The following is a 19862-nucleotide window of genomic DNA, read 5'->3' on the forward strand; positions in this document are numbered from 1 at the left end:
CAAGAAATAGAAAAGTCAAATTAGAGAATCACTTTTTTTTAGTATTGGTAAATTACACAACAATACTTACCCCATTGGCAGATGCATTCTTCTTTCCATCAAAATAAAAGTCAATCCTACCAAGATTTATACCAAAGGCTCCAACTTGGTTTACCAATACTGAATCTCCATTTTTATTAATACGAACATCAGGTTTGTCCAAAAAAGTATGGGTATGGCCACCAATTATCAGATTTGTGTAATGAGTGCTTTGAGCAAGTTGGGTATCTGAAGGTCTTTCGGGTCTGTCATAGTCATAGCCTAGATGAGAAAGACAAATAACAAGGTCACAGTTTTCTTCTTCTTTAAGGTTACGTTCCATGTCCAGAGCAATTTCAAAGGGGTTTAGATATTTGGTCTCTTTATAGAGTCTTTTGGTAACTAAACCATCCAAGGCAATACCAATACCATATACGCCAATTTTTATTCCATCAACCATGTAAATTTTGAAGGGTTTTACAAAACCTTCCATAACCGTATTGGTAAAGTCGTAATTAGCGGATAACAACTCAAACTTGGCATGTGGGACCTGCGCCAATAACCCATCAACGCCATTGTCAAAATCATGATTGCCTATGGTCGCAGCATCATAATTGAGCTTACTCATTAGTTTAAACTCCAACTCGCCTCCGTAGAAGTTAAAATAGGGAGTGCCTTGAAAGATATCTCCTGCATCAAAGAGTAGGGTATTGGGATTCTCATTTCTGATATTATCCACTAGTGCGGCTCTTCTGGCAACCCCTCCTAAGTTGGCATATGATGAGTGTGAGCTAGGAAAAGGATCAATATGACTATGCACATCATTGGTGTGTAAAATAGTAATGTGTCTACTATTGAGGCCGGAACACGAATTTAAACCAAGACCACCAAGACCTATTAAAGCTGAAGTAGCTGCTGTATTTGTTAAAAAATCTCTTCTTTTCATTTAGTCAAGTTGAATAAACCTATCGTCCACTTCTGCTTTTACACTATCTGTTTTTTTAAAATGGTCTATAATGGCATTACGCAAAAGATAGCCCGTATCTGTAGTGGAAATTATCTCATCAAAGAAACCTATACTGGGCCCACCTTGCACTAGGTAGTCAGATGTTGCAATGTAGTAGTTTCTGTTTTCATCAAAAGGACTACCTTGTATACTTACAGATTCCAATCCACCCTTTTTATCCAAAATGATCTGTATGCCAGAAACTGGATGTGCGCGTTCTGACGTAGACAAAAAAGAAATAAGCTTTCTTACCGCAGTGCCGCTAAGTTCAACTACAGAAATGTAGTTTTCAAACGGCATTACTTGGTATGCATTTCTAGCAGTTACATCTCCTTTGGAGATAATTGATCGTATTCCACCTCTATTAAGAACTACAAAATCCAGTTCTTTTTCCATTTTAGATTTAAAAATTGGATGGGTTTCTTTGAAAACAATGTCTGCCATTAAATTTCCCATGGAAGTGTTGCGGTTGCCATCATCCAAAAGAAGGGGTTTGGGCGCATAAGCCAACGTGCTATCCAAAACTTGGTTTATCCTATTCTTAAATGGAGCAACAAAAGTTTCTATGGAATCCACTGCATTGATAGAGGTATCAATTTTTATTTGCTTTCCAGCAACCTTTGAAAGCGGACCCTTTCCTTGGTTACATGATAGTAAAAAACAAAAAGTTATAAATACAACAATTTGTTTTAATTTTAAATAATTCACGTAGTTATCTTTGTTAAGTAATCTTGGTAGAATAATTACCTTTGTAAAAATGCATAAAAAATATGTTTTTAAAAGGGCTCCAAGATAAATTTAAAGTTAAATCGGGTCTTAAATTTTTACAGGAGGAAATAGAAAAACCTCCTATGACCGTTAATAGGGAGAAGGGAATTACCAGCATTGGTTGTATTGTTGATGTTGATAATTTTCAAAACGCAGAGGTGTTTTATGAACTCATTGATGAGTTTTCTCTTAGGCCCAATGCCATAAAAATCATTGGATACAAAAGAGAATATGATAAAAACTCCCCCTATGCCATCCAGATTTTTTCTGATAAGGATTTAGGTTGGAAAGGTATAATTGAAAATGGCTATGTGTTGGAGTTTTTAGGTAGGGAATATGATTTATTGATCAATTACTACGAGGAAGATAATTTGATGATGAAATTGTTATCCGTTAAAACCCCTGCAAGACTAAAGGTAGGTTTTGGAGCGTTGGATCCAAAGATCAACGATTTAATTTTAAATACTCCATTTAGAGATTTTAAAGTCTTTAAGGGCGAACTGAAAAAGTATTTAAAAGTATTAAAAGAATTGTAATGGAACAGTTAATGGGTACGGGAGTTGCATTGGTAACTCCGTTTAATGAAGATTTTTCTATTGATGTAAATGCACTGGAGCAAATTGTTGAGCATTGTATTAAAGGAGGTGTTGATTATTTGGTCGCCCTGGGTACAACCGGAGAATCGGTTACACTTTCCAAGACCGATAAGCAATTGGTGATGGACACTGTTATTAAAACAAATGCGGGCAGATTGCCATTGGTTTTGGGTGTAGGAGGAAACAATACTGCGGCCATTATTGAAGACCTTACCATACTTGATCTATCCGAGTTTGATGCGATCTTATCTGTTTCACCTTATTACAACAAGCCAACCCAAGAAGGAGTCTATCAACATTTTAACGCTATAGCTCAGGCATCTCCAAAGCCAATAATCCTATACAATGTTCCTTCTAGAACAGGTAGTAATATGTTGGCAGAAACTACATTGCGTTTGGCTAATAACCCTAATATAGTTGCTATTAAAGAAGCCTCTGGCGATATGATTCAAATTGACCGTATCATCAAAGGAAAACCTGAAGATTTCTTAGTGATTGCTGGCGATGATTTTAATGCACTTCCTACCGTTTTGGCAGGAGGAGCAGGAGTAATATCAGTTTTGGGACAAGGGTTGCCAAACATATTTTCTGAAATGATACAGCTAGGAAGACAAGGTAATTCTGATGATGCTTATGAAATACACCATGCTATATTACCTATTATGGACATGATTTTTGAAGAGGGAAACCCAGCTGGAATCAAAAGTATTTTTGAATCTTTAGGACTTTGCAGTGCATTGGTAAGACTGCCTTTGGTGGAAGCTACATCAAAGTTGAAAAGCAGAATATCCAGCTTTTTAAAATCATTGAACAGAGTTCATGCTTAAAGTTCGTTAAATCTTCCCTAAAACCATAGCAAATAGTCTATACTGCAGTTATTTTTGGAGCATAAATCTATTTTTTAAATCCGTTGATTATCACTAATTTTGCAAAATGTTTTTGAAAATGAGGTCGATTCTCCCTATTCTCTTTGTTATTGCATTTCTTTCTTCATGTAGCGAGTACCAAAAGGTGCTTAAAAATGAAGATGTTAAGCCCAAGTATGATTTGGCTCAAAAATACTATGACGCAGAAGACTACAAAAGGGCAAAAAGGTTATATGAGCAAATAGCTCCAAAATATGTAGGCAAGCCGCAGGGAGAACGAGTAATGTTCTTTTTTGCGAATACGTATTTTAAAACCAAGGACTATTATCTTTCAGGATATCAATTTGAACGTTTTGTTAAATCCTATCCAAAGAGCGATAAGATTCAGGAAGCTTCCTTTTTAGGGGCGCAGAGTTATTATGAACTTTCGCCGGAATATTCTTTGGACCAAACAGATACAGATAAGGCGCTAGCAAAATTACAGACCTTTATCAATACATATCCAGAATCGGAATATTTTGAAGAAGCCAATAAAATGGCTAAAGAATTGACAACAAAAAAAGAAAAAAAGCAAATAGAAGTAGCCAAGCAGTTTAACAAATTAGGACAATTCAATTATCCAATCCTAGTTTCGGCAATGACGGCTCTGGACAATTTTATTTCTGATAACCCAGGTTCTATTTATAGGGAAGAAGCTTTGTACTATAGAATTGAAGCCGCAACCAGTTTAGCCCTTAATAGCACACGAAACAGAAAGAAAGAACGTTTGGAAGATGCCCAGGACGCTTACAACACTTTAATGCGTTACTTTCCAGAATCACAATTTAAAAAGAAAGCGGACGATCTATCCAGCAAAATTCAAAAGGAATTAAGTCAATATTCTGATTCCAAATAAACAGTTTAAATAAGCAGTATATGCAAGATTTGAAAAATACAAAAGCTCCTGTTTCTACAGTTACCCACAATAGAAACGAATTTGATGATAAAACAGATAACATTTATGAGGCAATTTCCATTGCTTCAAAACGTGCAATTCAGATTAACTCAGAGATAAAGAAAGAATTGTTGGAAAAGTTGGAAGAGTTTGCAACTTACAGTGACAGTTTAGAAGAAGTCTTTGAAAACAAGGAGCAGATAGAAGTTTCTAAATTCTATGAAAAATTGCCCAAGCCTCATGCATTGGCAGTTATGGAATGGTTGGAAGACAAAATCTATTATAGAAACACAGAAAAAGACGCATAAGAAGTGCTTGGCGGTAAACACATCCTTTTGGGCATTACCGGGGGAATTGCCGCATATAAGACCACATTTCTTATTAGGCTACTGATAAAAGCTGGTGCTAAGGTCAAAGTTATAATGACCGAAAGTGCCAGCTCTTTTGTTTCTCCCCTTACGCTGTCTACCTTATCCAAAAACCCTGTACTAACGGATTTTATTAATCAAGAGGATGGCAGTATATCCTGGAATAATCATGTGGAGCTTGGACTTTGGGCAGATATTATGATTATTGCTCCAGCCACCGCAAATACGCTGTCTAAAATGGCCAATGGTACTTGCGACAATCTGTTGATGGCAACATATTTATCAGCAAAATGCCCTGTATATTTTGCCCCGGCTATGGATTTGGATATGTACAAACATCCATCCACTGCGGAATCTTTTAAAAAATTAAAATCTTTTGGAAATGTTATAATACCTGCTGAATCTGGAGAGTTGGCTAGTGGACTGCATGGAGAAGGACGCATGGCCGAACCTGAAACTATTGTTGAGTTTATCCAAGCGGATTTGGCAAAAGGGCTTCCTTTAACTGGAAAAAAAGTTCTGATTACTGCCGGGCCAACACATGAAGCTATTGACCCCGTCCGGTTTTTAGGTAACCGTTCCTCAGGGACTATGGGTTTTGAGCTTGCAAAAAGAGCAGCCAATTTGGGTGCTGAAGTAATCTTGGTTTCGGGGCCTACAAACCTGAATATTGACCATAGCCAAATCAATTTAGTACGAGTTACCTCTGCACAAGAAATGTACGATGCATGCCATGTGCACTATGATGAAATCGATGTTGCCATATGCGCGGCAGCTGTAGCCGATTATCGCCCAAAGCATGTTGCTGAGGAGAAGATGAAAAAGAAAGAAGGGGATTTACAAATTGAACTGGAAAGAAACCCGGATATTCTTTATTCATTAGGCGAGAAAAAGAAAAATCAATTTTTGGTGGGCTTTGCTTTGGAAACAGAAAATGAGCTTGAAAATGCCAAGGGAAAACTACAGCGTAAGAATTTAGATGCTATAGTCCTGAACTCTCTAAAAGATGATGGAGCTGGTTTTGGAGGCAATACCAATAAAATTACTTTCATTGATAAGAATTTGGATATAAAAACGTTTGATTTGAAGACGAAGTCAGATGTGGCTTCGGATATTTGGGAAGAAATTACCTCCAGAATTCATGCGTAGAATTTTATTGCTCACTTTTTTACTATCACTATCGCAAGTAACTTTTGCGCAAGAATTAAATTGTACCGTTACGGTCAACTCTGATCAAGTAAGTCAAACAAATCAGCAGATTTTTAGAACCTTGGAACGTTCACTAAGTGATTTTGTGAACAAAAGTAAATGGACCAACAGGGTTTATAAGGAGAATGAACGCATAAGTGCTAGAATGTTTATAACCGTAACACAATATGAATCTGACAGGTTTGAAGCCAATATTCAGATTCAATCTTCAAGAACGGTTTTCAATACTTCATACGAAAGCCCAGTTTTTAATTATAAGGACGATGCTTTCAATTTTCAATATCAGGAATTTCAACCTTTGGTGTTAAACGAAAATGTGTTTGAGTCCAATTTAATAGGGGTAATATCGTATTACGTTTACATTATTTTGGGATTGGATGCAGATACGTTTTCATTGGAAGGTGGTGACGACATGTTTAGAAAAGCACAGAATATTGTAACACAGGCACAAGGTTCAAACTTTTCTGGGTGGAACCAAGAAACGGGAGAACGTACACGTTTTGAATTGATTGATAATTTACTCAGTAATTCCTTTAGAGAATATCGAATAGCGATGTACAACTACCATAGAAAAGGATTGGATATTCTTGGAGACAATAATAGTACCGGAAAACAAGTGATTGCCGGTAGTATGCGTTTGTTCGAGACCTTGATTAAGCGTAGGCCTAATGCATTTTTGATTCAAACGTTTTTTGACGCCAAGTCTGAGGAGATTAGAAATATCTTCTCTGATGGCCCAAAAGTGGATATTGTTAAACTCAAGGAAACCCTTAACCGAGTGGCGCCATTTTATTCCAGTACCTGGAACGAGATAAAATACTAGCCCATTTCTCTAAAGAGATTTATCTTTACATGATAAATCTTTAGCATTGCTAACAAATCTTTCTATTCAAAATTATGCACTAATAGATGATGTGAACGTTTCGTTTACGTCTGGGTTTACCACTATAACTGGTGAAACTGGAGCTGGTAAATCTATATTACTGGGTGGGCTTTCTCTTGTTTTAGGAAAACGTGCAGACTTAACGTCACTTAAAAATCAAGCAAAGAAGTGTATCATAGAGGCTGAGTTTGACATTTTAAAGTATCAACTCAATGGTTTTTTTCATGTCAATGATTTAGATTACGAAGACAACACCATTCTAAGACGAGAAATTCTTCCTAGCGGTAAATCAAGAGCGTTTGTGAACGATTCACCAGTAACGCTAGATATTTTAAAAAGATTAGGGGAACGATTGGTTGATGTGCATTCCCAGCATCAAACCTTAAGATTGACCGAAAATGATTTTCAACTTAAGGTAGTAGATGCTCTTGCGGAAAATGGTGAGAACATAAAAGTTTACAAAACACATTTAGAGGAATATAAAAAGGCTTCAAAAGAATTGGAAGCTTTAATGGATTTTCAGTCCAATTCTAATAAAGAGCATGACTATAACACTTTTTTGCTAAAAGAGTTAGAAGCAGCCCCATTAAAAGAAGGGGTTCAAGAGGAGTTGGAAGCTGAATTTGAGCAGTTGAACAATGTGGAGCAAATAATGGAGCAGTTATCCCAAGGGCATCAATTGTTGAATGATGAGCAAGTGGGTGTTTTAGGGAAATTGGCCGATTTGAAACGAGCTTTTCAAAGCTTGGCGGATTTTGGAACTACCTATTCAGCATTAAATGAACGGGTGCAATCCATTTTTATAGAAGCTGATGATATAGCTAATGAGTTAGATCAGATAAAGGACGGAGTAGAGGCAAACCCAGCAAGATTGGAGGCTGTAAATGGACAGTTGCAGCAATTGTATGATTTACAGAAAAAACATCATGTGGGCTCAATTGAAGAGCTTATTGCGTTGAGAGATCAATTAGTTATCCAAGTTGATGCCGTTGAGAATATAGAATCAAAAATTAAGGAAAAAGAGGTAGAAGTCTCTAAAAAAGAGCAGCAGATAGACGGATGGGCAACAAAGATCAGAAATGCCAGAAATGAGGTAATTCCAAGGTTGAAGAAGATGCTTCAAGAAAGTTTACTTTCTCTAGGAATGCCCTCAGCAACTTTTAAAATTGAAGTAAACCCTTCTATAACTTTTAAATCTAATGGAAAAGATGACCTTGTTTTCCTGTTTTCAGCAAACAAGGGCTCAGATTATGGTGAATTGAAAAAAGTAGCTTCTGGAGGAGAGCTATCGCGCATTATGTTGACCATAAAATCCATTTTGGCAGAATACGAACAACTGCCTACCATGATGTTCGATGAAATTGACACGGGCGTTTCTGGGGAAATCTCTAACCGTATGGGAGAGATTATGCAACAAATGAGTAAGACCATGCAGGTTTTCTCTATTACGCACTTACCGCAAGTAGCATCAAAAGGGCAACAACAATTTAAAGTATTTAAGGAAGAACAAGAAGGAAGCACTAGCACTCAAATGAAAAAACTAAATGCAGATGAACGCATTAATGAACTTGCCGAAATGTTGGGAGGCAAGTCCGTATCGGAATCTGCTTTGGCTCACGCTAAGCAATTATTGCAATAAAGGAGTTTCCTTTTTAATCGAATTAATCAAAACGACAAAACTCGATAAGAATAAATATCTTTGTCGCAAAACCAACTATAGATAAATAATATGGCATACAATCTTTTAAAAGGTAAAAAAGGAATCATTTTTGGCGCTCTGGATGAGAACTCCATTGCATGGAAAACGGCAGAACGTATTCATGAAGAAGGCGGAACTTTTGTATTGACCAATGCACCTATTGCAATGCGTATGGGGCAGATTAAGGAGTTGGCCGCTAAGACAAACTCTGAAATAATTCCTGCAGATGCTACAAATGAAGAAGATTTACAAAATTTGGTAACTCAGACCATGGAGATTTTGGGTGGAAAACTGGATTTTGTACTTCACTCTATAGGAATGTCCGTTAATGTTAGAAAAGGTAGAGCATATACAGATGAGAAATATGATTTTACTGCAAAAGGATGGGATGTTTCAGCACTTTCCTTTCATAAAGTGATGCAGTCTTTGTACAAATCTGACGCCATGAACGAATGGGGTAGTATCGTCGCTTTAACTTATATGGCAGCACAAAGAACTTTCCCCGATTATAATGATATGGCAGATAACAAAGCTTATCTGGAATCGGTGGCAAGAAGTTTTGGATACTTCTTTGGAAAAGAAAAGAAAGTTCGGGTAAATACAATTTCTCAATCACCAACGCCAACCACTGCGGGACAAGGGGTAAAAGGATTTGATGGTTTTATCAGCTATGCTGAGAAAATGTCTCCACTTGGTAATGCCTCAGCCGCCGATTGTGCTGATTATACGGTGAGTCTCTTTTCAGATTTGACAAAGAAGGTGACCATGCAGAATTTATTCCATGATGGAGGATTTTCCAACACCGGAGTAAGCCAAGAAGTTATTGATGAGTTCACAAAATAATTAATATATATAGCTACAAAAGCCATCCTTTTAGGGATGGCTTTTGTGTTTTTAGATGAATACAAATTTTTCCATAATCGTCCCTGTATACAACAGACCTGAAGAAATTCAAGAGTTATTGGAAAGTCTTGTGGAACAGGATTTTAAAGAAGGTTATGAAGTTGTCATTGTAGAAGATGGTTCTGCAAAAAGCTCAAAAAAAGTTGTAGAGAATTTTCAGGATAGGTTGCAAATCTCCTATTATTTTAAGGAAAACACAGGTCCTGGAGATTCTAGAAATTATGGAATGCAAAGTGCGAAGGGTAATTATTATATTATCCTGGATTCTGATTGTATTCTTCCAGCTCAATATCTGAGCGAGGTAAAAAGAGAACTCCAAACAGATTTTGTTCACTGTTTTGGTGGGCCAGATGCAGCACATGAATCATTCACTACGGTTCAAAAAGCCATAAATTATGTAATGACCTCATTTTATACCACTGGGGGCATCAGAGGAGGCGATACATCTATTGGAAAGTTTCAACCGCGTAGTTTCAATATGGGAATTTCCAAGGAAGCTTTTAATAAAGCAGGTGGGTTTGGTCAAATTCACCCAGGTGAAGACCCAGATTTAACCTTTAGAATATGGAAAGCAGGATATACCACCAGACTGTTTCCAAAAGTATTTGTCTATCATAAAAGACGGATAGACTGGAACAAGTTTTATATTCAGGTCAATAAATTTGGAATGGTAAGGCCAATTCTAAACAAATGGCACAAGGGAACGGCAAAGTTGACGTATTGGTTTCCAACACTGTTTATACTAGGATTGTTAGGGTCAGTTTTGATGGCTATTGGAGGAATCATATTGCCAATTGTAATGGTTGGAGTATACTTTTCAGTACTTTTTTTAGATGCATTGATAAAAAATAAAAGCGTGAAAGTGGCTTTGTTGGCAATTTTTGCGGCATTAACACAGTTTACAGGATACGGGATAGGTTTTCTAAAATCCACAATCTTGGTTAATTTTAGCAATAAGGAACCTGAAATATTGTTTCCGAAATTGTTTTTTAAAAAAAAGTAGCAAGTGTTCAAAAAGGCATTTAGTGGACTTAATAAAAGGAAGGTAAAAGTATTTTTCCTCTTTTTGATATGTTCATTTCTTGCTTGGTTTTTGAGCAATTTGTCAGAGCCTTATGAATCCAGGGCCAACTTTAACTTGAACTATAAGAATTTACCGGACACTTTGTTATTGGGCAATAACGCTGTCAATTCCATTGAGGCGAAACTAAGGACCAGTGGGTTCAAGTTTCTCTATTACAACTTTGTAAATAAAAGGGTGGAGGTAGATTTATCTCAAGTAGTGATCGATAATGGAAACTATATTTTAACGGAAGATGCTTTAAAAAAACAAATGGAGCGTCAACTGTCTAAGAGCATCTCCTTGATTGATTTGGATAGGGATGAACTTATTGTAGATCTTTATCAAGTTGCAGCCAAGGAGGTCGCAATTAAAGCAAATTTAGACGTACAGTTTCAGCAGAATTATATTCTGGAAGGTGAACCAATTATTACACCAAATATGGTTTTGGTGAAGGGACCTAAAAGTGAAATAGACACGCTCAATACAATTTACACCTCAAAAATAGAGTTGGCAGACGTTTCTTCTGATTTTTCAAAGGACGTTTTACTGGTTTTTCCTAAAAACCTATCCAATAGTACCTTTTCAATTAATAGGGCTAATGTATCGGGAAAAGTGGTAAAATTTTCTGAGAGGGTTTTTGATGTTGAAATTCAAGTATTAAATTTCCCAAAAGGATACCAAGTCAATACATTTCCCAATTCTGTATCTGTACTTTGTAAAGCCACCATTGAACAGTTGAAATCGATAACGGTGGAAGATTTTGAGGTTATCGCGGATTACAAGCAGTTGAACGGTTCAAATAATAACATGTTGTTTTTAGAAATTACGCAGAAACCTGATAAGGTTCATGGTGTAAGGTTGCTTGAAAATAAGGTTAACTTTGTTTTGGAACAAAAATGATTATTGTTGGTCTAACAGGAGGAATAGGAAGCGGAAAGAGCACTGTTGCAGGCATGTTCAAAGATCTAGGAGTACCTGTGTATGACTCTGACTCTGAAGCAAAACGTCTTATGATGGCTTCTGCCGAGTTAAAAATGGCCATAATTAAATTGCTTGGAGAAGAAGCATATCATGGCAAAACTTTGAACAAAAGGTTTATTGCAAACAAAATTTTTGAAAACCCTGAAACCCTACAAAGGTTAAACAAAATTGTTCATCCTGCCGTAAGAGAAGATTTTTTGGAGTGGACAAAAACTCAAGAAGTACCATATGTTATTCAGGAAACCGCTTTGATTTTTGAAAATGATGCTCAAGACAATTACGACTATGTAATTTTGGTTAAGGCACCAGAAGATTTTCGCCTTAAAAGAGTAATGGAAAGGGATGGGGCAAACAAGAAGGAAGTTCTGGGTCGTATGAAAAACCAGATGAGTGATGATGATAAAGTAGCTCTTTCAAACTTTTGTATTGACAATATTGATTTGGAAATTACCAAAAAAAGGGTTGATGAACTTCATCAAAGGCTTGTAAGACAAGCAGATTGACCAGTAATTTTAACATTTTTGTTAAGGTTAGGTTAAACGGTCAAAGGCCTAAATGTTAAATTTCTAATTTTACCCCGATGAACAAGAAGCTATTCGTTCTTCTCGTCATTCTTATGAGTTTATCCCTTACTGGGATAATTTTTGTTCAAGTGTATTGGATAAGAACATCAGTGGACGACAAGGAGGAGCAATTCTCAAGAACGGTAACAGACATACTGGATAAGGTTGCCAGCAGGGTGGAGAAGAGGGAGATGAAGGACTATTCAGATCGTTTGGCTTCATTGGTAGATAGTATTGGACAACCTAAAACCACTCAGTTCAGAAATTTTTTATTTGTTGATAGAGATTTAAATTCAGATGAGATTCTCTTTTATTCACATGGAATTCTAGAAGAAGATTATAATATAACATCAACGTTCTTTGATAATTTAAGTGGGGATGACGATACCACAACGATTAAAAACTTCACAAGTAAGCGTACCAAGGCCGTCTTTAAAGAAGAATTTGGGTTAGATGGTAAAAGCTATAGCCTAACGCCTATTCAAAAGGCAGAAAAGATTGGGGGACTATCTAAAATTGATAAGGCAGCTTGGGAAGATGTTTTTATGGAGTATGCCAAAAGTAGGCCAATACATAAAAGGGTATCCAAACAAGAATTAGAATTGCTGTTAAGTCAGGAATTGGGCAATAGAAATATTGATATAGATTACGAATACGGAGTGTACAGCCAAGGTTATCCCACCAAGGTAAAATCTAAAAAATTCAAATTTTCTGAATCTAAGATGTACAGGGCTCCAATTTTCAAGGATAGTGAAGGAAACACGAGCTTTTCGTTACTACTAACTTTTCCTAAGATGAAGAAGTTTCTTTTTCAATCTATAATGAGCATGGCGTTGTTGTCATTGATTTTTACATTGGTGATTATGATTGCTTATTCCAGCGCAATCTATCAGTTGATAAAGCAGAAACAGATATCTGAAATAAAAACAGATTTCATCAACAACATGACACATGAGTTTAAGACTCCAATTGCAACAATAAATCTTGCGGTTGAAGCTATCCGAAACCCTAAATCCATTGATGATAAAGAAAAAGTATTACGTTATTTGGGAATGATTAGGGATGAGAACAAACGTATGCATGCACAGGTAGAGAATGTGCTTAGAATATCCAAATTGGAAAAAAATCAGTTGGATATCCGTAAGGATAGGGTGGATGTTCATGACATAATAGTGGATGCTATAGCGCATATAGAGTTAATAGTTGAGGATAGGGGTGGATATGTAAAATCGAATTTGAATGCAGAAAGATCAGAGGTTCTGGCTAATGATGTGCATTTTACCAATGTGATTGTAAATATTCTGGACAATGCGGTAAAGTATTCAGTAGAATCCCCAAAAATTGATGTTTTTACCGAAGTAGTTAAAAACAGTATAATTATCAAAGTACAAGATCGTGGAGCTGGAATGAGCAAAGCAGTGCTTAAAAGAGTTTTTGAAAAATTTTACCGGGAACATACCGGAGACATACATAACGTAAAGGGTCATGGGTTAGGATTGGCCTACGTAAAACGAATTATAGAAGATCATCAGGGCGAAGTTTATGCGGAAAGTGAAAAGGGAAAAGGAAGTACTTTCTTTATAAAACTACCTTTAATTTAGAAAACTATGGAGACAGAAAAAAAGAAAATACTATTGGTTGAAGATGATCCCAATTTTGGGATTGTATTAAAAGATTATTTATCCATGAACGATTTTGATGTTGTTCTGGCTAAAAATGGAATGGAAGGTTTTGAAAAATTCAAGAAGGATAATTATGATGTCTGTATTCTGGATGTTATGATGCCATATAAAGATGGATTTACCCTAGCTAGGGAAATAAGGGAGAAAAATGAGAATGTGCCTATCATTTTCCTTACTGCAAAAACCATGAAAGAAGATGTTCTTAAAGGATACAAGGCAGGAGCTGATGATTACTTGAACAAACCTTTCGATTCTGAAGTGCTTTTAATGAAACTTAAAGCAATACTTCAAAGGAAAGCATCTAGCACATTGGCTGATAGTAAGCAATTTGAATTTGAAATTGGTAATTTCCATTTAAATTCGAAGCTTCGTTTCTTAAAATATATGGAAGAGGAGCCTGTAAAGCTTTCTCCTAAGGAAAACGAATTATTAAGATTGCTGGCATTACATGAAAATGATTTAATGCCTAGAGAATTGGCATTGACCAAAATATGGCGAGATGACAATTATTTTACTTCTAGAAGTATGGATGTATATATTGCCAAATTAAGAAAGTACTTAAAACGTGATGATGTTGTAGAAATCTTGAACATTCACGGAGAAGGATTTAGATTGGTTGTTAAAGCTGAGAATAATCAATAGGAGTTACCCCTATATAGATAAATACCAAACCACCTTTTTTAGGTGGTTTTTTTATACAAAAAAGTAAAGAATAGAGACCGTAAAGATTCCAACAAAGGCAAGAATCGTTGTCATCATGGTCCAAGACTTAAATGTTTGCTTTTCCGTAATACCTAAGTATTGACCAACGAGCCAAAAACCACTGTCATTAACATGAGAAAAGATGCTTGCACCCGAAGCGATGGCAATTACCATACAAGCAAGTTCTACAGGACTTAACACCGCGTTTATTAATAAAGGAGACACCAATCCGGCAGCTGTTATCATTGCCACAGTAGAAGAGCCCTGAACAATTCTAACAATAGCGGCGCTTATAAAGGCGAAGGCCAAAACAGGAAAACCCGCATTGCTTAAAGATGTCGCTAGTAATTCCCCAGCACCGGTATTTGTCAAAACCTGTTTAAAAACCCCTCCTGCCCCGGTAAGTAAAATAATGGTACCTGCCGGGGCCAAAGATTTACTGGTGATATCAAAAAGTTGTTGTTTGGTAAATCCTTTTCTGATACCAAAAAAATACCAGGCCAAAATATTTGCAATGATTAAAGCTGAAAAGGGATGACCGACTAAGGCAATTCCATTTAAAACAGTTTTATTGGTTATTCCAAGTGCACCAGTGGATGCTATAGTATTCAAAAGGATAAGAATAATGGGAAAAGCAATAATAAGTAAAGTCTGCCCAATAGGAGGTAATATAGTAGGCTCAACACTATCAACGAGTTTTGGAGCCTCTACAAATATCTTTTTTGATATATAGCGTCCAAATAATAAACCTGCAATCAAAGCGGTTGGGATACCAGTTAAAAAACCAACCAGAATAACCCATCCCAAATCAGCACCAACAATATCTGCAACTGCAATAGGGCCAGGAGTAGGGGGTATAAAGGCATGTGTTATGGCTAATCCTGCCAGCAAGGGTATTGCATATAGCAAAAGTGATTTTCCAGTTTTACGCTGTAACGCGTAGATCATCGGAACTAGAATGATAAATGCAACATCAAAGAAAACAGGTATGGCTATTAAAAACCCAGAAATGACCATAGCGGATGGTGCTTTTTTCAATCCAAACTTAGATACCATAAAATCTGCTATGGTTTTTGCACCACCAGAGGCCTCTAAAATACCTCCGAACATAGCGCCTAATCCAACCACAGTAGCAACAAAACCTAAAGTGCTGCCCATTCCATCCTGAACGGTTTTAATGATTTGATTTGCATCTAAACCTGCAATAAGTCCAACGGTTATACTTCCTATAAGAAGCGCTATAAAAGCGTTGATACGTAGTTTTAAGATTAAAAATAAGAGTACTGCTATCCCCCCTAATACAGCAAAAAGCAAATGGGTTTCTATCATTGTATTTGGTTTGTTATTTCTTGTATAACTTGATCCGGAGTCAAAGAAACGGATACTGTAATTGCTTCAGTTGGTGCCTCAAGGGTATCAAACTGTGATTTAAGTAGTTCTAATGGCATAAAGTGTCCCTTTCTACTTTCTAATCTAGATTTAATAAGTTCAAATGAACCTTCCAAATAAATAAAACCAAGATGATTTTTCATTTCCTTTAAAAGGACTTTCCTATAACTTTCCTTTAGGGCAGAACAGGCAATAATAGCACCCGAAGATTTGTGTTCTTTTGCCAGCTCATTGAGTCTTATAAGCCATCCTTCCCTATCATCATCGTTTAAAGGATTCCCGGCTTCCATTTTTTCTATGTTTTCCTTTGGATGAAAATCATCTCCATCAAAAAAAGGAATCTCCAATGCACGTGATAGGAGCTTACCAATAGTAGATTTTCCGGTTCCAGATACACCCATTATTATATATACTTTTTGAATACTAGGCATGCGGATTTGTTTTAAGTTGGTTGGTTATTTTTTCAAGAATAACTTTTGGTTCAGTATTAAAATCTACCCAAAGAATATTTTTGTTTTTTCTAAGCCATGTCAACTGCCTTTTGGCAAAACGTCTCGTATTTTTTTTGATTTCTGAAATGGCAAAATCAAGAGTGAAGTTTTTATCAAAATATTCAAGCAGCTCCTTGTACCCTACAGTTTGCAAAGCATTAAGGTTTTTGTGTGGGTATAATTTTTTTGCTTCATCCAATAGTCCAGCTTCTATCATTATGTCTACACGCTGATTGATACGTTCATAAATCACCTCTCTATCTGCTTGGATACCGACATAAAAAGAATTGAAATTTCTCTTTTTTCTTTTCTGATTTAAGAATGAAGAGTAAGGTTTTTTGGCAGTTAAGCAAACTTCCAAGGCCCGTATTACCCTATGAGGATTATGTATATCTACCAGATGATAGTATTTTGGGTCTAGCACAAGCAATTCTTCCTGTAAGCATTCTAAACCTTCTTTTTCTAGTTTTTGATTTAAAGAGTCACGCAATTTGGAGTCTATTTGCGGGAATTCATCCAATCCATTTACTACAGCATCAACATAAAGGCCGCTTCCGCCCACCATAACAACATAATCGTTATTTTGGAAAAGTTTTTCTATTTGGGCAATCGCTTCTTTTTCAAAATCACCAACTGAATAGGGTTCAAAAATACTTTTGTGTTGAATAAAATGATGTGGTACGGCTTTTAGTTCCTCTGCAGATGGTACTGCCGTTCCTATGTGCATTTCTTTGAAGAACTGTCGCGAATCTGCGGAAACAATTTCGGTCTTAAAGTGTTTTGCGAGAATAATTGCTAATCTGGTCTTTCCAATAGCGGTTGGTCCCACAACTGAAATCAAAGTCTTAGAGCTCATAGCAAATCTCCGCATTTATAGCAGTTTGCAGCATCATCTCTATGACCTTCTGCCGAGCAGCTAGGACAGGCCTGCGTATTTGTATGTACTAGGCTATTTCCTTTTTTGCCTTTTCCATGTCTTGAGAATTCTACCGTAACAATACCGGTTGGCACAGCAATGATCCCGTAACCTAAAACCATGATGATAGTAGCTAAAAACTGCCCTAAATTGGTTTGAGGAGCAATATCCCCATAACCTACAGTGGTCAATGTTACTATCGTCCAATAGATGCTTCTTGGAATACTGGTAAAACCAGCTTCATCATCTTCAATAAGGTACATGATTGTACCCATGATTACGGAAAGAATTAAAACAACATATATAAAAACCGCTATTTTAGCCCTACTGGCCTTTAATGCAGCTTTTAGTTGAGATGCCTCTCCCATAAACTTTACAAGCTTCAATATTCTAAAAACCCGTAGGAGACGGAACGCTCTTACAGCCAACAAAACTTGGGAACCAGCAAGAATATAGGAAAGATAGAGTGGAATGGTTGATAAAAAATCAATGATGCCATAAAGGCTAAAAACATACTTCAATGGCTTTTTGATGCTAATGAGTCTTGCAATGTATTCCAAGGTAAAAAAAATGGTAACCACCCATTCTAAGGTCAACAGAATCTTATGGTAATGCAAGTCCACTTCTTTTATGCTTTCCAGCATCACAAGAATTACACTAAGTACAATCAGAACAAAAAGGACAATATCAAAAAACTTTCCTAAAGGAGTGTCAGCTTCATAAATAATTTCATGAAGTGTATTTTTCCAACCAGAATGTATTTTATGCTCTTTCAAAGGGCAGGCGTTAATTCTAAAACCTTCAGTTTGTTGTTTTTTCTCAAATAGGATTCAATAATAAAAGAGGTGTTTTCGTCACTCGAAATTGGGGTTATAATCGATTCTAAGATATGAATATTATTTATTTGGTGATTGAGCTCTACGTATCCAAAGCCTTTTAAAGCGCCATTTTTAATTAAGATGAGACTGCGCTCTCCAACCTCCCTACCTTGATCTACTAACGCCACACTCTTGTTAATAACACTGTATTTGTTAAATGCTGCTTCTATTTTTTGATTGTATTCAAAAGCATCTTCAATATCTGTACACCCTTCCATACATCCATTTTTAGCATGTCCACAAGCAACATCAAGTCCCAAGGAAGTTGGGCATAATTCAAATTCTTTACTTATTTTACTTAGAAAACTTTTTGCTGAAGGAATGCCATTAAAACCAATCCTTTGGTCCTTTTGGAATTTGTTTTGCACAATATCCAAGGTAATATGAGGGGTACCATTTTTGGAAAAATTAATTACATGGGAAAAGAGTTTTTTCTTTGTAATTGTATTGTATTTGGGTTTAGTCCGTTTTAGTTCTTGATATTCTTTTAAAATAGCGACCAGTTCGCTGCCAGTAAGTTCGTGACTTACCTTTTTAGTCTCTTTTTGCAACTTTCTTGCCAATTGCCCAACATTGGTAAAATGTTGGTTTACCCTTCGTTTAATATCTTTTGTTTTTCCAAGAAAAATAATATCTCCATCCTTATCATGCATATAGTACACACCAGTTTTTGATGGTAAATCAGAGATAATATCCAATTGTTTCGCCGACAGTTCTCCATGTGTTTCTTCGCGAATAACTTCCTTGATGATGGTTTTTTCCGAATCTTTACCCAACAGAAGCTTAAACAATTTTAAAGTTGCTATGGCATCGCCGTTTGCACGGTGACGGTCACTCATGGGAATACCTAAAGAACGTACTAGTTTACCCAAACTATGGGACTCTGCATCTGGGAGCAGTTTTTTTGATAGATCAACCGTACAAAGTGTCTTACGCTGAAAATCATAGCCTAATCTTCTAAATTCTGTCCGTAATATTCTATAGTCAAATTGGGCATTATGTGCCACTATAACGGCACCATCGGTAATTTCTATAATACGTTTTGCTACCTCATGGAATTTAGGTGCGGAACGTAACATTTTATTATTGATTCCGGTTAGTTTAACCACAAAGGGTTGAATTTCCCTTTCTGGATTTATTAAACCAATAAATTTATCCACCACTTTATGCCCGTCAAATTTGTGGATTGCAATCTCCATGATACCTTCCTCATTGTATTTTCCTCCGGTGCTTTCAATATCGAGTATGGCGTACATGAAAAGTGTCTGAAAAAATATGAATTATGAATAGTTACGGGCTCCAAAGATACTACTTCCAATTCGCACCATGGTACTACCCTCTTCCATGGCAATGGTATAATCTCCACTCATACCCATTGAAAGGACAGAGATATGAGGTAGTTCTTGCTTTAAACTATCAAAAATGGATTTTAAATAAGCAAACTCTTTTCTAATCTGTCTTTCGTCTTTAGTGAAGGTGGCCATGCCCATTAGACCTTCTATTTTTATGTTTTCAAGTGCTGCAAATTCCTCGGAATCGATAATAGTTTTTAATTCTGTATTATCCAATCCAAATTTGGTCTCTTCTTCTGCAATATGCATTTGTAGCAAGCAGGAGATTACACGATCATGTTTTTTTGCTTGCTTGTTAATTTCTGCAAGCAACCTAAAGCTATCCACTCCATGTATTAAAGAAACATATTCGCCCATGTATTTCACTTTGTTACGCTGTACATGACCAATCATATGCCATTCAATGTCCTTGGGCAATGTTTCCCATTTTTGTAACATTTCTTGGATTTTATTTTCCCCAAAAACACGCTGCCCTGCTTCATAAGCTTCCAGAATAGCTTCGTTGGGTTTAGTCTTGGAAACTGCTACCAGTGTTACTTCTCTAGGAAGTTTTTGCTTTATAGCTGTAAGATTATCTTTTATTGACATACGATTT

General features: G+C 36.4%; 21 protein-coding genes. 13 read left to right on the forward strand and 8 right to left on the reverse strand.

Going from position 1 to position 19862, the window contains the following annotated elements; all coding sequences use genetic code 11:
- Nucleotides 1-52 precede the first annotated feature (52 nt).
- Nucleotides 53-964, reverse strand: coding sequence for a metallophosphatase (locus tag LV704_RS16505; protein WP_163422658.1), 912 nt, complete (start codon nucleotides 962-964; stop codon nucleotides 53-55).
- Entirely contained in the window at nucleotides 965-1732 is a 768-nt protein-coding gene (locus LV704_RS16510) for a 5'-nucleotidase C-terminal domain-containing protein (protein ID WP_233782070.1), read from the reverse strand. It abuts the gene before it with no gap.
- A 62-nt stretch (nucleotides 1733-1794) separates the two neighbouring features.
- Between LV704_RS16510 and LV704_RS16515 the strand changes: the two genes are divergently transcribed.
- The 13 genes from LV704_RS16515 (at nucleotide 1795) to LV704_RS16575 (ending at nucleotide 14181) form a co-directional block, all read left to right on the forward strand.
- Nucleotides 1795-2328: a hypothetical protein gene (locus tag LV704_RS16515; RefSeq protein WP_163422657.1), complete on the forward strand. Its 534-nt coding sequence runs from the start codon at nucleotides 1795-1797 to the stop codon at nucleotides 2326-2328.
- Entirely contained in the window at nucleotides 2328-3215 is an 888-nt protein-coding gene (dapA, locus tag LV704_RS16520; RefSeq protein ID WP_163422656.1) for a 4-hydroxy-tetrahydrodipicolinate synthase, read from the forward strand. Before LV704_RS16515 ends, dapA begins: the two co-directional genes overlap by 1 nt.
- Before the next feature lie 106 nt (nucleotides 3216-3321).
- Entirely contained in the window at nucleotides 3322-4149 is an 828-nt protein-coding gene (locus tag LV704_RS16525) for an outer membrane protein assembly factor BamD (RefSeq protein WP_163422655.1), read from the forward strand.
- A 20-nt stretch (nucleotides 4150-4169) separates the two neighbouring features.
- Nucleotides 4170-4496 (forward strand): DNA-directed RNA polymerase subunit omega, encoded by a 327-nt coding sequence (locus LV704_RS16530; protein WP_109662714.1) that lies wholly within the window; start codon nucleotides 4170-4172, stop codon nucleotides 4494-4496.
- 3 nt (nucleotides 4497-4499) lie between these two features.
- Nucleotides 4500-5705, forward strand: coding sequence for a bifunctional phosphopantothenoylcysteine decarboxylase/phosphopantothenate--cysteine ligase CoaBC (gene coaBC, locus LV704_RS16535; protein ID WP_163422654.1), 1206 nt, complete (start codon nucleotides 4500-4502; stop codon nucleotides 5703-5705).
- Complete coding sequence (locus LV704_RS16540) at nucleotides 5698-6588, forward strand: DUF4835 family protein (protein WP_163422653.1); 891 nt, start codon at nucleotides 5698-5700, stop codon at nucleotides 6586-6588. The genes coaBC and LV704_RS16540 overlap by 8 nt, the downstream gene beginning before the upstream one ends.
- A 46-nt stretch (nucleotides 6589-6634) precedes the next feature.
- Nucleotides 6635-8287 carry a DNA repair protein RecN gene (recN, locus tag LV704_RS16545; RefSeq protein ID WP_163422652.1) on the forward strand — a complete coding sequence of 551 codons (1653 nt, stop codon included), beginning with the start codon at nucleotides 6635-6637 and terminating at the stop codon, nucleotides 8285-8287.
- 90 nt (nucleotides 8288-8377) lie between these two features.
- Nucleotides 8378-9190, forward strand: coding sequence for an enoyl-ACP reductase (locus LV704_RS16550; RefSeq protein WP_163422651.1), 813 nt, complete (start codon nucleotides 8378-8380; stop codon nucleotides 9188-9190).
- A 55-nt stretch (nucleotides 9191-9245) separates the two neighbouring features.
- The gene (locus tag LV704_RS16555; RefSeq protein ID WP_163422650.1) at nucleotides 9246-10253 is read left to right on the forward strand and encodes a glycosyltransferase family 2 protein; all 1008 of its coding nucleotides are present in this window, start codon (nucleotides 9246-9248) and stop codon (nucleotides 10251-10253) included.
- Nucleotides 10254-10256: 3 nt separating this feature from the next.
- The gene (locus LV704_RS16560; RefSeq protein ID WP_163422649.1) at nucleotides 10257-11213 is read left to right on the forward strand and encodes a CdaR family protein; all 957 of its coding nucleotides are present in this window, start codon (nucleotides 10257-10259) and stop codon (nucleotides 11211-11213) included.
- A complete protein-coding gene (coaE, locus tag LV704_RS16565) occupies nucleotides 11210-11797 on the forward strand; it encodes a dephospho-CoA kinase (RefSeq protein WP_163422648.1) in 588 nt (195 codons plus the stop codon). Before LV704_RS16560 ends, coaE begins: the two co-directional genes overlap by 4 nt.
- Before the next feature lie 77 nt (nucleotides 11798-11874).
- A complete protein-coding gene (locus LV704_RS16570) occupies nucleotides 11875-13458 on the forward strand; it encodes a sensor histidine kinase KdpD (protein WP_163422647.1) in 1584 nt (527 codons plus the stop codon).
- A gap of 6 nt (nucleotides 13459-13464) precedes the next feature.
- On the forward strand, nucleotides 13465-14181 hold the full coding sequence (locus LV704_RS16575) for a response regulator transcription factor (RefSeq protein ID WP_163422646.1): 717 nt from the start codon (nucleotides 13465-13467) through the stop codon (nucleotides 14179-14181).
- Nucleotides 14182-14232: 51 nt separating this feature from the next.
- On the opposite strand, the gene LV704_RS16580 is transcribed toward LV704_RS16575, so the two are convergent.
- From LV704_RS16580 to LV704_RS16605, 6 genes are read right to left on the reverse strand one after another with little or no spacing between them, the layout of a single operon-like run.
- The gene (locus LV704_RS16580) at nucleotides 14233-15570 is read right to left on the reverse strand and encodes a GntP family permease (protein ID WP_163422645.1); all 1338 of its coding nucleotides are present in this window, start codon (nucleotides 15568-15570) and stop codon (nucleotides 14233-14235) included.
- Nucleotides 15567-16061 carry a gluconokinase gene (locus tag LV704_RS16585; protein ID WP_163422644.1) on the reverse strand — a complete coding sequence of 165 codons (495 nt, stop codon included), beginning with the start codon at nucleotides 16059-16061 and terminating at the stop codon, nucleotides 15567-15569. Before LV704_RS16585 ends, LV704_RS16580 begins: the two co-directional genes overlap by 4 nt.
- Nucleotides 16054-16977 (reverse strand): tRNA (adenosine(37)-N6)-dimethylallyltransferase MiaA, encoded by a 924-nt coding sequence (gene miaA, locus LV704_RS16590; protein WP_163422913.1) that lies wholly within the window; start codon nucleotides 16975-16977, stop codon nucleotides 16054-16056. The genes LV704_RS16585 and miaA overlap by 8 nt, the downstream gene beginning before the upstream one ends.
- The gene (locus tag LV704_RS16595; RefSeq protein ID WP_163422643.1) at nucleotides 16974-17813 is read right to left on the reverse strand and encodes an ion transporter; all 840 of its coding nucleotides are present in this window, start codon (nucleotides 17811-17813) and stop codon (nucleotides 16974-16976) included. Before LV704_RS16595 ends, miaA begins: the two co-directional genes overlap by 4 nt.
- Nucleotides 17810-19171 carry an exonuclease domain-containing protein gene (locus LV704_RS16600; RefSeq protein WP_163422642.1) on the reverse strand — a complete coding sequence of 454 codons (1362 nt, stop codon included), beginning with the start codon at nucleotides 19169-19171 and terminating at the stop codon, nucleotides 17810-17812. The genes LV704_RS16595 and LV704_RS16600 overlap by 4 nt, the downstream gene beginning before the upstream one ends.
- Before the next feature lie 24 nt (nucleotides 19172-19195).
- On the reverse strand, nucleotides 19196-19855 hold the full coding sequence (locus tag LV704_RS16605) for a YggS family pyridoxal phosphate-dependent enzyme (protein WP_163422641.1): 660 nt from the start codon (nucleotides 19853-19855) through the stop codon (nucleotides 19196-19198).
- Nucleotides 19856-19862 lie beyond the last annotated feature (7 nt).

Source organism: Flagellimonas sp. CMM7 (assembly GCF_021390195.1).
Lineage (GTDB): Bacteria > Bacteroidota > Bacteroidia > Flavobacteriales > Flavobacteriaceae > Flagellimonas.

What these genes read in the sequence shown, in the direction of transcription:
- dapA (WP_163422656.1), top strand. Translation starts at nt 2,328, where the DNA reads ATGGAACAGTTAATGGGTACGGGAGTTGCATTGGTAACTCCGTTTAAT.
- LV704_RS16505 (WP_163422658.1), bottom strand. Translation starts at nt 964, where the DNA reads ATGAAAAGAAGAGATTTTTTAACAAATACAGCAGCTACTTCAGCTTTA.
- LV704_RS16515 (WP_163422657.1), top strand. Translation starts at nt 1,795, where the DNA reads ATGTTTTTAAAAGGGCTCCAAGATAAATTTAAAGTTAAATCGGGTCTT.
- LV704_RS16600 (WP_163422642.1), bottom strand. Translation starts at nt 19,171, where the DNA reads ATGTACGCCATACTCGATATTGAAAGCACCGGAGGAAAATACAATGAG.
- LV704_RS16525 (WP_163422655.1), top strand. Translation starts at nt 3,322, where the DNA reads ATGTTTTTGAAAATGAGGTCGATTCTCCCTATTCTCTTTGTTATTGCA.
- miaA (WP_163422913.1), bottom strand. Translation starts at nt 16,977, where the DNA reads ATGAGCTCTAAGACTTTGATTTCAGTTGTGGGACCAACCGCTATTGGA.
- LV704_RS16550 (WP_163422651.1), top strand. Translation starts at nt 8,378, where the DNA reads ATGGCATACAATCTTTTAAAAGGTAAAAAAGGAATCATTTTTGGCGCT.
- LV704_RS16530 (WP_109662714.1), top strand. Translation starts at nt 4,170, where the DNA reads ATGCAAGATTTGAAAAATACAAAAGCTCCTGTTTCTACAGTTACCCAC.
- LV704_RS16570 (WP_163422647.1), top strand. Translation starts at nt 11,875, where the DNA reads ATGAACAAGAAGCTATTCGTTCTTCTCGTCATTCTTATGAGTTTATCC.
- LV704_RS16555 (WP_163422650.1), top strand. Translation starts at nt 9,246, where the DNA reads ATGAATACAAATTTTTCCATAATCGTCCCTGTATACAACAGACCTGAA.
- LV704_RS16580 (WP_163422645.1), bottom strand. Translation starts at nt 15,570, where the DNA reads ATGATAGAAACCCATTTGCTTTTTGCTGTATTAGGGGGGATAGCAGTA.
- LV704_RS16540 (WP_163422653.1), top strand. Translation starts at nt 5,698, where the DNA reads ATGCGTAGAATTTTATTGCTCACTTTTTTACTATCACTATCGCAAGTA.
- LV704_RS16585 (WP_163422644.1), bottom strand. Translation starts at nt 16,061, where the DNA reads ATGCCTAGTATTCAAAAAGTATATATAATAATGGGTGTATCTGGAACC.
- LV704_RS16575 (WP_163422646.1), top strand. Translation starts at nt 13,465, where the DNA reads ATGGAGACAGAAAAAAAGAAAATACTATTGGTTGAAGATGATCCCAAT.
- coaE (WP_163422648.1), top strand. Translation starts at nt 11,210, where the DNA reads ATGATTATTGTTGGTCTAACAGGAGGAATAGGAAGCGGAAAGAGCACT.
- LV704_RS16605 (WP_163422641.1), bottom strand. Translation starts at nt 19,855, where the DNA reads ATGTCAATAAAAGATAATCTTACAGCTATAAAGCAAAAACTTCCTAGA.